Genomic DNA, 13,995 nt, shown 5'->3' on the forward strand with positions numbered 1-13,995 from the left:
TTACACTATAGAAATGATTGGGGGGAATTTATGAGCAAAAGTGTTGTACATTCTGCTGTAAAGAATAAAACAACCATAGGCCATCACATTTTTAGAATAGTAATGGTTATTATTGGTGCATTAATCTTTGCAGTAGGTTTAGAGTTATTTCTGGTTCCAAACAATGTAATGGATGGAGGAATTGTTGGTATCTCCATTATTTCATCCCACTTATTTGGTTTGCCTGTTGGTGTTTTTATCTTCATTTTAAACCTTCCTTTTATCTTCATTGGTTATAAGCAAATTGGGAAAACCTTTGCGTTAACAACAGCTTTAGGTATTACCATTCTTTCAGTTGCTACGGTTGTTATGCATCATATTGATCCTTTTACAAAAGATTTATTGTTAGCAACCGTCTTTGGCGGGATTTTTTTAGGGATTGGTGTGGGTCTAGTTATCCGCTATGGGGGATGCTTAGATGGAACAGAGGTTTTGGCCATTCTTTCAAATATCAAACTACCATTTTCAGTAGGGGAAATCATTTTATTTATTAACTTAATTATTTTCACCATTGCAGGATTTGTATTTACATGGGAGCAAGCAATGTATTCTGTAGTAGCCTATTATATTGCCTCAAAGGTAATTGATATTGTTGTTTTAGGTATGGAAGAATCCAAATCAGTTTATATCATTAGTGACGACATAGAAGAAATTGGACAAGCCATATTGAATCGATTAGGGCGTGGCGTTACATATTTACATGGGGAAGGTGCCTATACAGGAAATAATAAAAAGGTGATTTTCTGTGTAATTACCCGACTTGAAGAATCTAAAATGAAAGAAATTGTACGAAGCATTGATAATCAAGCATTTTTAGCTATTGGAAGTATTAGTGAAGTAAAAGGTGGGCGCTTTAAGAAGAAAGGGATCCACTAAGAAATGTGGAGCTAGCTTCATAACTAGTGTGATTAAAAATAGTAAACGGCAAATCACTTTCTTAGTTATGTATACTCAAATCTTGAAATTAAAAAACTACTAATGATACTTTGCCATTAGTAGTTCTTTATTTACCACTGCATCTATGTTTGCGGCTGCGCTTACTCGTTACAGACTAACGTTGACAAAGTAAAAACTACTAATGACATTTAGTCATTAGTAGTTGAAGGTTGCGATTATTGACCGCAGAACGAGTGTTATTAATCCCAAATAGGGTTAACAACATTTGTCTGTTCGCGAGCTGGGCCAACTGAGAATGTCATTAAGTTAATACCAGTTAACTCTACAATACGTTCTACATATTTGCGTGCGTTTTCTGGTAGTTCGTCTAATGTACGTACGTTTGTAATGTCTTCTGACCAACCTGGAAGCTCTTCATATACAGGTTCACAAGCTTCGATTACTTTTAAACTTGCTGGATATTCTGTAATGATTTCACCGTTGTACTTATATGCTGTACAGATTTTTACTGTTTCTAAGCCTGATAATACATCAATTGAGTTTAATGCTAGGTCTGTAATTCCGCTTACACGACGAGAGTGGCGAACTACTACTGCATCAAACCATCCTACACGACGAGGGCGACCCGTAGTTGTACCATACTCGCGACCTACTTCACGAATATGATGTCCAATTTCATCAAATAATTCTGTTGGGAATGGGCCGTCACCAACACGTGATGTATAAGCTTTCGATACACCAACAACACGTGAAACATGAGAAGGTCCGATACCAGTACCAGTCGTTACGCCACCTGCAACAGGGTTTGATGATGTAACAAATGGATACGTACCGTGATCCACGTCTAACATTACACCTTGCGCACCTTCAAATAGTACTCGACCGCCTTCATCTAATACGTCATTTAATACTTTAGAAGTATCTGTCACGTATTTCGCAATTTCTTGACCATATCCGTAAAATTCTTCAAAGATGTCTTCGAATTTTAAACCTTCTACTTCATAAAATTTCTCAAATAAACGGTTTTTCTTTTCTAAGTTTTCACGTAGTTTTTCTTCAAACGTTTCTCGGTCTAATAAGTCTGCGACACGAATACCAATACGTGCGACTTTATCTTGATAACATGGTCCAATCCCTTTACAAGTTGTCCCAATTTTATTATCACCACGAGAAGCTTCATCTACTTTATCTTGATAAATGTGGTATGGAAGAATTACTTGTGCACGATTTGAAATACGTAAATTTGAAGTATCAATATCACGCTCTTGTAAGCCTTTTAATTCAGTTACTAACGATTTTGGGTTAATTACCATACCGTTCCCCATAACTGAAGTTTTTTCTTTATAAAAAATACCTGATGGAATTAAATGCAATTTATACGTTTCACCGTCAAATTTAATTGTATGACCTGCGTTATCCCCACCCGAAAAACGAGCGATTACATCTGCTTTTTTAGATAGGAAGTCCGTAATTTTACCTTTACCTTCGTCTCCCCATTGTGTCCCTACAACTACAACTGATGTCATATCAGCACCTCCGCTAGACATTACGTCCTTTTTCCGAAATCATCATGAATAAGACTTCCATAAGTGGAGTCTTGTTTACACTAATTTATTATTATATCAAACAGAACTATTGTAACAGTGATTCCTACTTAAAGTCAATGAAGAATAGGAAAGAACACGAACATATCATTGAAATTTCTCAACAATCGTTCGTGTTCTTCATAGCTTTATATTTTGATAGACATTCTATCTGTGTCCCAGTGAGAATGCAGTGAAGCTTCACCGTGATCACTATATTTACGCATTTACTGGTTGTGGATGCTGTGACCAGTCAATATTAATAAACTTGTTAAACTCTTTTTTAAACGCTAACGTAACCGTACCTGTTGGACCATTACGCTGTTTTGCAATTATGATTTCAATCATATTTTTACTTTCAGATTCTTTATCATAATAATCGTCTCGATATAAAAAGGCGACGATATCGGCATCTTGCTCGATACTTCCTGATTCACGAATATCACTCATCATAGGGCGTTTATCTTGGCGTTGTTCTACACCACGAGATAACTGAGATAAAGCGATAACCGGTACTTTCAATTCACGCGCAAGTGCTTTTAAGGAACGGGAAATTTCAGAAACCTCTTGCTGACGGTTTTCACCGCTTCGCCCACTACCTTGAATTAGTTGTAAGTAGTCAATTAAGATCATCCCTAAACCATGTTCTTGATGAAGGCGACGACATTTTGCACGAATTTCATTAATTCGTAAGCCCGGTGTATCATCAATATAGATCCCAGAGTTAGAAAGACTGCCCATCGCCATTGTTAACTTACTCCAGTCGTCGGAAGTTAATGCACCTGTACGTAATACTTGCGCATCAATATTCCCCTCAGCACATAATAGACGCATCACTAACTGTTCAGCCCCCATCTCTAAAGAGAAGATAGCCACATTTTCCCGCGCTTTAATTGCTACATTTTGTGCAATATTTAAAGCAAAGGCCGTTTTCCCAACGGATGGTCGAGCTGCAACGATAATTAAATCGTTTCGTTGGAATCCTGCAGTCATACGGTCTAAATCATTGAAGCCTGTTGGAATACCCGTTACATCACCTTCACGAAATTGAAGTTGTTCAATATTATCATATGTTTGAACGAGGACATCCTTAACATGTTTAAAATCACCAGCATTTTTACGATTGGCAACTTCCATTACTCGCTTTTCAGCATCGGATAATAATGCTTCAACTTCATCTTCACGCGTATAACCGTCTTCCACAATCTTTGTAGCAACGCGAATCAATCGTCGTAATAATGCTTTTTCTTCTACGATCTTAGCGTAATACGCAATGTTGGCAGCAGTTGGTACGGCATTCGCAAGTTCTGTTAAATATGAAAGACCACCAACATCTTCAAGTTCCTTTTTTACTGAAAGTTCCTCTGTAACAGTGACAACATCTATCGCTTTTCCTTGATCACTTAAGTCCAACATCGTCTGAAATATTTTCTGATGACTTATTCTGTAAAAGTCCTCAGCGAGTAAAATTTCAGATGCTGTGATTAAGCTTTGAGGTTCTAGGAAAATGGCACCGATAACCGATTGCTCTGCTTCATGATTATGCGGTGGAACGCGATCTATAACGCCTTCGCTCATAGAGTCCTCTCCTTATGCTTCTTCAATAACATGTACTTTTAAAGTCGCTTTTACTTCTTGGTGAAGTTTCACAGGTACATTTGTAAAACCTAATGAACGGATCCCTTCATTGCAGTCCATTTTACGTTTATCAATTTTGATACCAAAATTCTTCTCAAGTGCAGATGCAATTTGTTTTGTTGAAACTGAACCGAATAGACGACCACCTTCACCAGATTTCGCTTTAATTTCAACAGTTAGTTTTTCAATCTCTTCTTTTAAATCTTTTGCTGCTTGTAATTCAGCAGCTGCATTTTTTGCTTCTAATTTCTTTTGACCTTCTAATTGGCTAAGTGCTTGATTTGATGCTTCTACTGCATAGCCATTTTTAATAAGGAAATTTTGTGCATAACCATCTGCAACGTTTTTTATTTCCCCTTTTTTTCCTTTACCTTTAACATCTTTCAAAAATACTACTTTCATTCTTCATTTCTCCCTTCAAGTGTATCGATTATTGCAGTTCTTAATAAAGAAATTGCTTCATCTAGTGTGTCAATGTTAAGTTGACATGCTGCATTTGTTAAATGACCTCCTCCGCCAAGCTTCTCCATTACTAGCTGAACATTGAATTCACCTAGAGATCTAGCACTGATTCCGATTAATCCATCTTGGCGGTGTGCAATAACAAAAGATGCCGAAACATCTTTAACCGTAAGTAAAATATCGGCAGTTTGTGCAATTAACACTGAATCATATAGTTTGTTTTCTTGCCCATATGCTACTGCAATTCCTGGGTAGACAAATTCAACTGTTTGAATAATTTTTGATCGTTCAATATACGTATCAATGTCTTCTTTTAATAATTGCTGCACCAATACAGTATCTGCTCCATTTGTTCTTAAATAAGACGCTGCTTCAAATGTCCGTGCCCCTGTACGTAGAGTAAAGCTTTTTGTATCTACAATGATACCTGCTAGTAGCGCAGTTGCCTCTAATTTTGTGAGCTTTTCTTCTTCTGGTTGGTATTCGATTAATTCTGTAACCAATTCTGCTGTAGAAGATGCATATGGTTCCATATAAACAAGTGTTGGATTTTGAATAAACTCTTCTCCGCGTCGATGATGATCAATCACCACGACCTTTTCTGAGCTTTTCAATACTCGATCATCTATAACCAGACTTGGTTTATGTGTATCTACAATCGCAACTAGTGATTTTTCCGTCATTAGTGCTAAGGCATCTTCAACAGTAATAAAGTACGAAGCTAATTCAGGGTTTTTATCAATTTGTTGCATTAATCGGCTAACACTACCATTTAGTTCGTCAAAGTTAAGGACTACATAGCCATTTACCTTATTCTTTTGTGCCATTTTACGTACACCAATTGCAGCACCGATTGAATCCATATCAGGGTTTTTGTGCCCCATGACAAATACTTGGTCACTTTCAATAATTAAATCTTGCAATGCATGAGATATAACACGCGCTCTCACTCTAGTTCGTTTCTCTACTGGATTTGTTTTTCCGCCATAAAACTTCAGCTTCCCATTAGGTTGCTTAATGGCAACTTGGTCACCACCTCGGCCTAATACTAAATCTAGACTAGATTGAGCTAATTCACCTAATTTGATGAGGGATCCAGAACCAGCGCCAACCCCAATCGACAGGGTAAGAGATAAGTTCTTTTGCGCAGTCTTTTCGCGTATATCGTCTAAAATGGAGAACTTCTTCTTTTCCAATTCATTTAATATCTTCTCATTTAAAACGGCTAGAAAACGATCAGAGTTAATTCGCTTTGCATAAATCCCATGTGTAAAAGCCCAATCATTCACAATCGATGTAACAACAGTATTTGTTAAACTTCTTGTTTGGTCATCCATCCCTTGTGTAATCTCATCATAATTATCAATGAAGAGAATGGCCAAAACTGTGCGATCAGCGTAATATTGGGATTCAATTTTCAGTTGCTCTGTTACATCGAAAAAATATAATAACTTTTCTTCTTGTTTGTACACAACTTTATATTTATGGTCATTAACAGTTATTGTTTGTTCACGTTTTTCCTCAGATTTTGTAAGACTATATAATTCATCAGAAAGAACAAACATTTCCTGACCGATTAATGATTCCTCATCAATAATTTGAGTCATATATGGATTTGCCCACTCAATAATAAATTTATCATTAATGAGCAATATTCCAATTGGCATTTCTAAAAGAGCTTCAGAACCTACCTTTTTCATTCGAAACGAAAGCGATTCTATATGTTTTTCAGTGTTTTGAAAGGTAATTTTTTCAATATTCCACGCATATAGTAACGCTATGACAATAATTAGCCCATAGGATAAGCCAAACCAAATATTCCAAATGGATAACAGGGTGGCGCCTATCAGACCAATCACCGTTAGATACATAAGAGGATGTCGAATGAGTCGCTTCCTATAAGTATCCATTTTATCAGCTCCCTACTTCTGAATCTTACCTTTGACAAATGAACGGATATCAAAACCTAAATCCAAAATCCCTAATAATACATAAAAGGAATATAACGGAACTGCCATAACTGTTGCAAGTACTTTTAGGAAACTTGGTGATCCGAATGCATCAAGGCAAAAATGAATTAAAGAAGCCCCTTGTATTGTTAATAATAACCACAATACTAAAGATAAATTTAAACAGATCACATAAAGTGTTGTACCAGTTTCAGGGCTAATAAATAAATTAATGGATAGTACAATTAGGTAGTACCATAAAACAGAACGAGGTAGCCGTAAATTTTTGAATGCGTTAAACTTTGGTATATTTACGCCTAAACGTTTTAATACTGGCAAATTAGTTGAAATAATAATAAAAGTAAAGAAGAAAGCACCCATTGTTATGGAAGCTGGTAAAGCCATTTGCATTGTATCAAACATCAGATTCAATGTTTTTGAATCAATTGGCGTTTGCCCAGTTAAATTTTGCGAAAGTTCGATTGATTTCTCATAGCTCTCGCGCATTATTTGCATAGCCTCTTTTATAAAATCTGTTTCAAATAATTTTATTGAAATAACATATTGCAAAGCAAAGGTAATTAGTACTGTGATTGTGGAAGACAATAATAAATACACTTTACTTTTCTTTAATCGAAGAGCTTCACCCATAACAACCCCGATAGACGCAAAAATAAGGGCAAAGGGTACTATTAATAACCCTCCTAAAAAGAAAGGGATAATGCAACCTAGTATTGCTACTAAAATTGAAGCGCTACGATCAAATTTTGCACTATACCAAGCAAGGGGTAAAGGAGCAAAAATGGTAGCAACTACGCTAATAATTGGAACATAAAAAGCAATGGTAATTAAAATTGAAAATAACGCAACCATCATTGCTCCATTAGCTAGTCTTTTGGTTTGATTATTCGGCATCGATAACCTTCCTTTAATTCGAAAACTTAGCTGTTCATCATACTTTTAAATGTTCAGCACTCGTTATACTTACGCAGAAAAAGTTCTTTACTTCTTTTTCTGTCAAGCTGATATAAATCTTTTTCATTCGTATATTGTACCATTTTTTTAAGTATTGGACAAAAATGCGCAAGGAAGATTTGATTGAGAAAATCAAAAAAGGCAAATAAAAAGTCGACAAAATTCAAATAAAATTTTGTCGACTTTATTATATGCGAAAGAATGTACTTTCGCATTTTTTATTGATAGCAATAGCGACGAGCCGCTTAGCTATTCTTATTTATCTTCTGCTACGAATGGTAGAAGTGCCATAATACGAGAACGTTTAATAGCTGAAGTTAATTTACGTTGGTATTTTGCACTTGTTCCAGTTACGCGACGTGGAAGAATTTTTCCACGCTCAGAAATGAACTTTTTAAGTAAATCTACATCTTTGTAATCGATTGTAGTGATGTTATTTGAAGTGAAGTAACAAACTTTACGGCGTTTGCGGCCTCCGCGACGTTGTGCCATTTCGATATTCCTCCTTTATTATTTTTTTGTTTCAGTCTCTCTTACGCATTTCTTATTAGAACGGTAAATCGTCTTCTGAAACTTCGATTGGTCCTTTGCTAGACGCAAAAGGATCTTCATCTACACGTGTATAGTTTTGCTGATTTCCAGAAGGTTGGCTTTGTGGATAGGACTGCGCAAATGGGTCTTGCCCCATGTTTCCAAATTGTTGGTTTGGTTGGCTTGTACTATATGCAGGTTGGTTGCCTCCATAAGATTGCCCTCCATACTGTTGATTTGGCATATTTGCGCCTCCACCACCAGTGTTACGCGGCTCTAAAAATTGAACAGAATCCGCAACAACATCCGTTGTGTAAACACGCTTTCCATCTTGACCTTCAAAACTACCTGTTTGGATACGACCTTCAACACCAATCAAACTTCCTTTTCTCATGAAGTTTGCTAAGTTTTCAGCCTGTTTTCTCCAAGCAATACAGCCAATAAAGTCAGCTTCGCGTTCACCAGATTGGCCCGAAAATGTTCTATTTACAGCGATTGTAAAACGAGTCATTGGAACTCCACTTGGCGTATATCGAAGTTCTGGATCTTTCGTAAGTCTTCCAACTAATACGACACGGTTTATCACAATTGCAACCTCCTTTGCAGCATTTTAGTTAAATTTAATTATGCTTCTTCACGAACAACGATGTGACGAATGATATCTTCACTGATGTTAGCTAAACGAGTGAACTCGTTAATTGCTTCATTACCAGAGTTTGCTTTCACGATTTGGTAGTAACCTTCGCGGAAGTCATTGATTTCGTAAGCTAGGCGGCGTTTACCCCACTCTTTAGCTTCTACGATTTCAGCACCGTTTGAAGTTAATACGTCATTGAAACGTTCAACTAAAGCTTTTTTAGCTTCGTCTTCGATGTTTGGACGTACGATGTACATTAATTCATACTTTCTCATTATTATTTGCACCTCCTTATGGACTTTGGCTCTCCGCAATTACGGGAGCAAGGAGTAAGTAACATATACTCACATCGTAGAATTGTATCATAGTTATTTCCTATTTGCAACAATTATTGCAGCATTTAAAAAAGCAATTAACTTCATTATAATAAGTTTTAAAGAGGTGAACATATGACTGATGGGCGAAAACCTATAATTGTAGAACTGGATATGAGAAGAATTGCAAAAAGTAATTTGTGGTTAACGTTAATTTTATGTATTGTCTTTGTTTTTTTTAATAGCTTACTTCACCAGCGATATAGCGTATCCTTTTCATTTTGGGACGTATTACTCTTTATACTAGGGTATATTTTATTAATTGCCTTACATGAGATATTTCACCTTATAGGATTTATGTTATTTGGCAGGGTAAAGTTTAAAGATTTAGAATACGGTGTTAATTTAAAGCTCGGTGTAGCTTATGCAACAACAACAACAGCTTTAAACAATGCTGCTATGAAAAAAGCTCTATTATTACCATTTTGGACAACTGGGGTAATCCCCACCTTGCTTGGGTTTATTTATGATTCCCATCTCATTGTTCTACTAGGAGCAATGCTGATAGCAGGAGCAATTGGGGACTTTTATATGTACAAGGAATTACGTAAATATCCAAACAGTGCATTAATAAAGGATGATCCCGAACTTCCACGACTATATATTTATGATTAGAGGTGAAGAAATGTCAAACAACATACATACTATATCTTTCAATGAACGAAAAATAATGAAGCAAACCGTTATATTAACAATTATTCTTAGTATCCTCTTCGTTAGTATTAATTATATTTTACATCCCGAGTTTACCTTTAATGTAATACGCTTTTTATTAGGTATCCTCATCTTTATTGGTGTTTCCTTTTTACTTGTAGTAATAAATGAAATTTTAAACCTACTCGGATATAAATATCGATGTAAAGTTCCACGTGAAACATTGTCTTTAGCTATACATCTTGAAAAAGGTTTAATTTATACAACAACGACTGAAAAGATAAGAAATGGGCATTACCAATCTGTATTTTTAACGTCTTTTATGATTGCTGGTATTATTCCACTTGCTTTCGCCTTTGCTTTTGGTAGTTACCCTTTATTGCTAGCAAGTGCGTCTTTTATTGCTGGTGGATTAGCAAATTTCAAAGGACTGCTTAAACTTCGCAAGTTCCCTGATAATGCATTAATAAAAGATCTACCAGAGCAATTTACAGTTCATGTTTACTTAGATGAAAAAAAGGAGTCCTAATTCGGGCTCCTTTTTTTACATACTCCATTATTAAACGTTAAAGCGGAATAACATAACATCGCCATCTTGAACGATATATTCTTTACCTTCTAGGCGAACTTTTCCAGCTTCTTTAGCAGCTGTCATAGAACCTGCTTCTACTAAATCCTTGTAGGCAACTGTTTCCGCACGAATAAATCCGCGTTCGAAGTCGGAGTGGATAACTCCTGCGCATTGAGGAGCTTTCATCCCTTTACGGAACGTCCACGCACGTACTTCTTGTACACCAGCAGTGAAATAAGTTGCTAACCCTAATAAATCATAAGATGCGCGGATTAATTGATCTAATCCTGATTCTTCAATGCCTAATTCTTCTAAGAACATTGCTTTTTCTTCATCGTCTAACTCAGAGATTTCTTCTTCAATTTTTGCACAAATCGTAATAACTTGAGCGCCTTCAGCATTAGCATATTCACGCACTTGTTTTACATATTGATTATTATCTGCATCTGCTACTTCATCTTCTGATACATTTGCAACATAAAGCATTGGTTTAATTGTTAAAAGGTGTAGACCTTTAATCACTTTCAATTCATCTTCTGATAACTCTACAGAACGAGCAGGTTTTTCATTTTCTAAAGCTTCTTTAATTTTTAATAAAACTGGTTCTTCAATTAAAGCTTCTTTATCCTTTTGTTTTGCCATTTTACTAACACGTTGAATTCGTTTTTCTACTGATTCCATATCTGCCAAAATTAACTCTAGATTAATTACTTCAATATCATCTATTGGATTTACAGAACCTGATACATGCGTAATATTTTCATCTACAAAACAACGTACTACTTGGCAAATTGCATCAACTTCACGAATGTGGGATAAAAATTTATTTCCTAACCCTTCACCCTTCGATGCGCCTTTTACGATCCCAGCGATATCTGTAAACTCGAATGCAGTAGGAACTGTTTTTTTCGGTTCAACAAGTTCAGTTAATTTATCTAGACGTGCATCAGGTACTTCTACTACACCGACGTTTGGATCAATTGTAGCAAATGGGTAGTTAGCTGCTAATGCCCCTGCTTTAGTAATTGCGTTAAATAGTGTTGATTTCCCAACGTTCGGTAAACCTACGATCCCAGCTGTTAATGCCATTGGTTGGACACGACCTTTCTATTTTCAATCAAATCTGTTTGTACGTTTTTTAAACCATAGTTAATTATAGGGATAACGATAGAAAATGTCTATTTGACAAATCATTTACTCTTCATTTGCTCGCACTAATACTTTTTTTATTTTCTTTTCAAAATCTCGACGAGGGATCATGACACTATGTCCACACCCTTCACATTTAATCCGAATATCTGCGCCCATGCGAATCACTTTCCACGCATTCGTTCCACATGGATGTTGTTTTTTCATTTCAACTACATCATTTAATTCAAAGGATTTTGCCTCCATTATGATTCTCCCTCCGATTCTTTACTACCACGATCATAAAGCATCATTTTTGGATATGCCATTGGAATTCCATTTCTATCTAAAATAGCTTTAACATCTCGACGGATGATACGAGCGATTCCATAGTGTTGTAGCGGATGAGTTTCAGCAACAATTCGAATCGTTACTTCAGTTCCTACAACGGCTTGAACGCCTAAAAAGATTGGAATATCAACTAATTCCTCATGTTTAGGTGGTAATGTTTTTAAATAGGTTGTAACTAATTTTTCCACTTTTTCAATGTCCGCGTCAATAGCAACTTGCATATCGATGACTGCCTTTGAATTATTAACAGAGTAGTTGATTACATCTGTTATTTGACCATTTGGAATAATAAACTGCTCACCCGTTGTACCTAAAATTTTCGTCGTTCTTAAACCAATTTCAACAACAGTTCCTTCTGCGGTATTTAGTTTTATGTAATCTCCAACACCAAACTGATCTTCAAAAATAATAAAGAACCCTGTAATAATATCCTTTACCAAACTTTGTGCACCAAATCCAATTGCCAATCCCGCAATCCCTGCTCCAGCTAGTAACCCAGCAACGTTAATATTTAACGCAGATAAGACTCCGATAATTGCGGAGAAATATACCAAATAGGAAAGGACACTTTGCAACAATTTTAATATTGTTGTTTGACGTCTTTCTGAATGTTTTAGTGGTGTTTTCATCCTTAGGGTAAAAATCCTCTTAATAACTCTTTTCCCAATAAAAACAACTAAATATGAAACAATCAAAATTGAAATAATTTTTACTGAAGCTACGAGTATAAAATTCCATAGGTCATCACTCGTTAAGTAATTCCAAAACCTTTCTGTTATTGTAACTAGTTCTTTTGTACCGGTTTCTAAAGTTTCTACCGCCATTTTACCACTCCTTGTATAACTTCCTAAAAATTTGAATATACTGCAAACAATATAGTTTAATTTTTACCATAAAAGGCAGAAATTTATCATTCTAAAACGAAAGAGAGGATTGTTACATGCGAAAAATTTTAAATGACTCGTTAAGGTCCTTTGTTCACCATGAACAAACAGGTGCATTATGGCGTCTTAGTGATATTTTTTTAGAGCAAATTCCCTTCGACCATGATAACCTAATTTTTTGTTGCATTGGAACTGACCGTTCAACCGGAGATGCTCTTGGTCCATTAACAGGTAGTTTTTTATCAAGCTTTCACTCGTTCCCATTTGAAGTTATTGGAACTTTAGAACAACCACTCCATGCAATCAATTTAGCATCTACAATCGAGGAAATACAACAAAAGCCTATTACTCCATTTGTTGTCGCAATTGATGCTTGTTTAGGCAACGAGAAGAATATTGGGCAAATCATTGTGCATGAGGGACCTCTATTCCCAGGAAAAGCCGTAAAAAAAGAATTACCCCCAATCGGTGACATTTCAGTAAAAGGAATTGTCAATGTTGGAGGTTTTATGGAAATGCTTGTGTTACAAAACACACGTTTAAATGTAACTTATGCTATGGGAAATAAAATAGCACGTGGCTTACTACTTGCTTGGCAACGTCATTTATTGAACAAAAAACATGATGCTAACAATAACACCAACTATAACAATACCGGGCAACAAATTGGCTACTCGAATTTTAGTTAAACCTGCTATATTTAAGCCAATAGCCATGATCATGACGCCTCCAGTAGCGGTCATTTCCTTAATAAATAAATCTAATGCCGCTTCTGGTATGTATGCACTTATAAAACCGGATAGAACAGCAATAACTCCTTGATATAAAAAGACCGGGATTGCTGATAATAAAACACCAATGCCTAGAGTTGAAGACAAAATAATTGATGTAAAACCATCGATTATCCCTTTTGTTATTAATACAGAATGATCATTTCTTAACCCACTATCTAACGCACCAAGAATCCCCATAGAACCTATTACAAATAATAGGGTAGCATTAACAAAACCCTCTGCAATACCACTTTCAGATGAATTTTTCCCGAGTTTTATTTCAACCCACTTGCCTAGTTGATTTAGCAACTTGTCTAGATCCAACCACTCCCCAATAACTGTACCTACTACAAGACTAATTATGATGATAATAAAGTTTGTAGATTGAAATCCCATTTGAATTCCTAATAATGCAACTGCTAATCCAATAATTGATAAGACAGTATGTTTCATTGATTCGGGTATATTCTTAAAAAAACGACCGACAATTGCACCAATAATAATTAATAATGCATTCACAAACGACCCTAATAAAACCAATTGTAAACC

General features: G+C 35.8%; 16 protein-coding genes. 4 read left to right on the top strand and 12 right to left on the bottom strand.

Features of this window, described 5'->3' with window-relative positions; all coding sequences use genetic code 11:
* Window positions 1-102 precede the first annotated feature (102 nt).
* Window positions 103-915, top strand: coding sequence for a YitT family protein (locus EK386_RS15210; RefSeq protein ID WP_246027691.1), 813 nt, complete (start codon window positions 103-105; stop codon window positions 913-915).
* Between the two features lie 260 nt (window positions 916-1,175).
* Here the strand turns inward: EK386_RS15210 and EK386_RS15215 are convergent, their stop codons facing one another.
* The 8 genes from EK386_RS15215 to rpsF all read right to left on the bottom strand — a co-directional run bounded on the left by EK386_RS15215 (window position 1,176) and on the right by rpsF (window position 8,986).
* Window positions 1,176-2,462: an adenylosuccinate synthase gene (locus EK386_RS15215; RefSeq protein ID WP_126660039.1), complete on the bottom strand. Its 1,287-nt coding sequence runs from the start codon at window positions 2,460-2,462 to the stop codon at window positions 1,176-1,178.
* A 276-nt stretch (window positions 2,463-2,738) separates the two neighbouring features.
* Complete coding sequence (gene dnaB / locus EK386_RS15220) at window positions 2,739-4,097, bottom strand: replicative DNA helicase (RefSeq protein ID WP_126660040.1); 1,359 nt, start codon at window positions 4,095-4,097, stop codon at window positions 2,739-2,741.
* Between the two features lie 12 nt (window positions 4,098-4,109).
* Complete coding sequence (gene rplI / locus EK386_RS15225; RefSeq protein WP_126660041.1) at window positions 4,110-4,559, bottom strand: 50S ribosomal protein L9; 450 nt, start codon at window positions 4,557-4,559, stop codon at window positions 4,110-4,112.
* Window positions 4,556-6,529: a DHH family phosphoesterase gene (locus EK386_RS15230; RefSeq protein WP_126660042.1), complete on the bottom strand. Its 1,974-nt coding sequence runs from the start codon at window positions 6,527-6,529 to the stop codon at window positions 4,556-4,558. The genes rplI and EK386_RS15230 overlap by 4 nt, the downstream gene beginning before the upstream one ends.
* Before the next feature lie 12 nt (window positions 6,530-6,541).
* Complete coding sequence (locus EK386_RS15235; RefSeq protein WP_126660043.1) at window positions 6,542-7,483, bottom strand: YybS family protein; 942 nt, start codon at window positions 7,481-7,483, stop codon at window positions 6,542-6,544.
* 315 nt (window positions 7,484-7,798) lie between these two features.
* A complete protein-coding gene (gene rpsR, locus EK386_RS15240; RefSeq protein ID WP_126660044.1) occupies window positions 7,799-8,035 on the bottom strand; it encodes a 30S ribosomal protein S18 in 237 nt (78 codons plus the stop codon).
* Between the two features lie 55 nt (window positions 8,036-8,090).
* Complete coding sequence (gene ssb / locus EK386_RS15245; protein WP_126660045.1) at window positions 8,091-8,660, bottom strand: single-stranded DNA-binding protein; 570 nt, start codon at window positions 8,658-8,660, stop codon at window positions 8,091-8,093.
* A 38-nt stretch (window positions 8,661-8,698) separates the two neighbouring features.
* Window positions 8,699-8,986, bottom strand: coding sequence for a 30S ribosomal protein S6 (gene rpsF / locus EK386_RS15250; RefSeq protein WP_126660046.1), 288 nt, complete (start codon window positions 8,984-8,986; stop codon window positions 8,699-8,701).
* Between the two features lie 174 nt (window positions 8,987-9,160).
* On the opposite strand from rpsF, the gene EK386_RS15255 reads away from it, so the two are divergent.
* Both EK386_RS15255 and EK386_RS15260 read left to right on the top strand, forming a co-directional pair.
* Entirely contained in the window at window positions 9,161-9,700 is a 540-nt protein-coding gene (locus tag EK386_RS15255) for a DUF3267 domain-containing protein (RefSeq protein ID WP_126660047.1), read from the top strand.
* Window positions 9,701-9,710: 10 nt separating this feature from the next.
* Window positions 9,711-10,268 carry a metalloprotease family protein gene (locus EK386_RS15260; protein ID WP_158674447.1) on the top strand — a complete coding sequence of 186 codons (558 nt, stop codon included), beginning with the start codon at window positions 9,711-9,713 and terminating at the stop codon, window positions 10,266-10,268.
* Between the two features lie 30 nt (window positions 10,269-10,298).
* Here the strand turns inward: EK386_RS15260 and ychF are convergent, their stop codons facing one another.
* From ychF to EK386_RS15275, 3 genes are all read right to left on the bottom strand, one after another.
* Window positions 10,299-11,399 carry a redox-regulated ATPase YchF gene (gene ychF, locus EK386_RS15265; RefSeq protein WP_126660049.1) on the bottom strand — a complete coding sequence of 367 codons (1,101 nt, stop codon included), beginning with the start codon at window positions 11,397-11,399 and terminating at the stop codon, window positions 10,299-10,301.
* 105 nt (window positions 11,400-11,504) lie between these two features.
* Window positions 11,505-11,711, bottom strand: a complete 207-nt coding sequence (locus tag EK386_RS15270) for a DUF951 domain-containing protein (RefSeq protein ID WP_126660050.1) — start codon at window positions 11,709-11,711, stop codon at window positions 11,505-11,507.
* The gene (locus tag EK386_RS15275; RefSeq protein WP_126660051.1) at window positions 11,705-12,613 is read right to left on the bottom strand and encodes a mechanosensitive ion channel family protein; all 909 of its coding nucleotides are present in this window, start codon (window positions 12,611-12,613) and stop codon (window positions 11,705-11,707) included. Before EK386_RS15275 ends, EK386_RS15270 begins: the two co-directional genes overlap by 7 nt.
* A gap of 116 nt (window positions 12,614-12,729) precedes the next feature.
* On the opposite strand from EK386_RS15275, the gene yyaC reads away from it, so the two are divergent.
* Window positions 12,730-13,362 carry a spore protease YyaC gene (gene yyaC, locus EK386_RS15280; protein ID WP_126660052.1) on the top strand — a complete coding sequence of 211 codons (633 nt, stop codon included), beginning with the start codon at window positions 12,730-12,732 and terminating at the stop codon, window positions 13,360-13,362.
* Here yyaC and EK386_RS15285 read toward each other — a convergent pair.
* Window positions 13,279-13,986 (bottom strand): DUF554 domain-containing protein, encoded by a 708-nt coding sequence (locus EK386_RS15285; RefSeq protein ID WP_126660053.1) that lies wholly within the window; start codon window positions 13,984-13,986, stop codon window positions 13,279-13,281. The genes yyaC and EK386_RS15285 overlap by 84 nt on opposite strands.
* Window positions 13,987-13,995: the final 9 nt, after the last annotated feature.

This window comes from Lysinibacillus antri (assembly GCF_003977595.1).
Lineage (GTDB): Bacteria > Bacillota > Bacilli > Bacillales_A > Planococcaceae > Ureibacillus > Ureibacillus antri.

Coding starts and splice junctions, on each gene's coding strand:
- EK386_RS15210 (WP_246027691.1), top strand. CDS start 103: ATGGTTATTATTGGTGCATTAATCTTTGCAGTAGGTTTAGAGTTATTT.
- EK386_RS15215 (WP_126660039.1), bottom strand. CDS start 2,462: ATGACATCAGTTGTAGTTGTAGGGACACAATGGGGAGACGAAGGTAAA.
- dnaB (WP_126660040.1), bottom strand. CDS start 4,097: ATGAGCGAAGGCGTTATAGATCGCGTTCCACCGCATAATCATGAAGCA.
- rplI (WP_126660041.1), bottom strand. CDS start 4,559: ATGAAAGTAGTATTTTTGAAAGATGTTAAAGGTAAAGGAAAAAAAGGG.
- EK386_RS15230 (WP_126660042.1), bottom strand. CDS start 6,529: ATGGATACTTATAGGAAGCGACTCATTCGACATCCTCTTATGTATCTA.
- EK386_RS15235 (WP_126660043.1), bottom strand. CDS start 7,483: ATGCCGAATAATCAAACCAAAAGACTAGCTAATGGAGCAATGATGGTT.
- rpsR (WP_126660044.1), bottom strand. CDS start 8,035: ATGGCACAACGTCGCGGAGGCCGCAAACGCCGTAAAGTTTGTTACTTC.
- rpsF (WP_126660046.1), bottom strand. CDS start 8,986: ATGAGAAAGTATGAATTAATGTACATCGTACGTCCAAACATCGAAGAC.
- EK386_RS15255 (WP_126660047.1), top strand. CDS start 9,161: ATGACTGATGGGCGAAAACCTATAATTGTAGAACTGGATATGAGAAGA.
- EK386_RS15260 (WP_158674447.1), top strand. CDS start 9,711: ATGTCAAACAACATACATACTATATCTTTCAATGAACGAAAAATAATG.
- ychF (WP_126660049.1), bottom strand. CDS start 11,399: ATGGCATTAACAGCTGGGATCGTAGGTTTACCGAACGTTGGGAAATCA.
- EK386_RS15275 (WP_126660051.1), bottom strand. CDS start 12,613: ATGGCGGTAGAAACTTTAGAAACCGGTACAAAAGAACTAGTTACAATA.
- yyaC (WP_126660052.1), top strand. CDS start 12,730: ATGCGAAAAATTTTAAATGACTCGTTAAGGTCCTTTGTTCACCATGAA.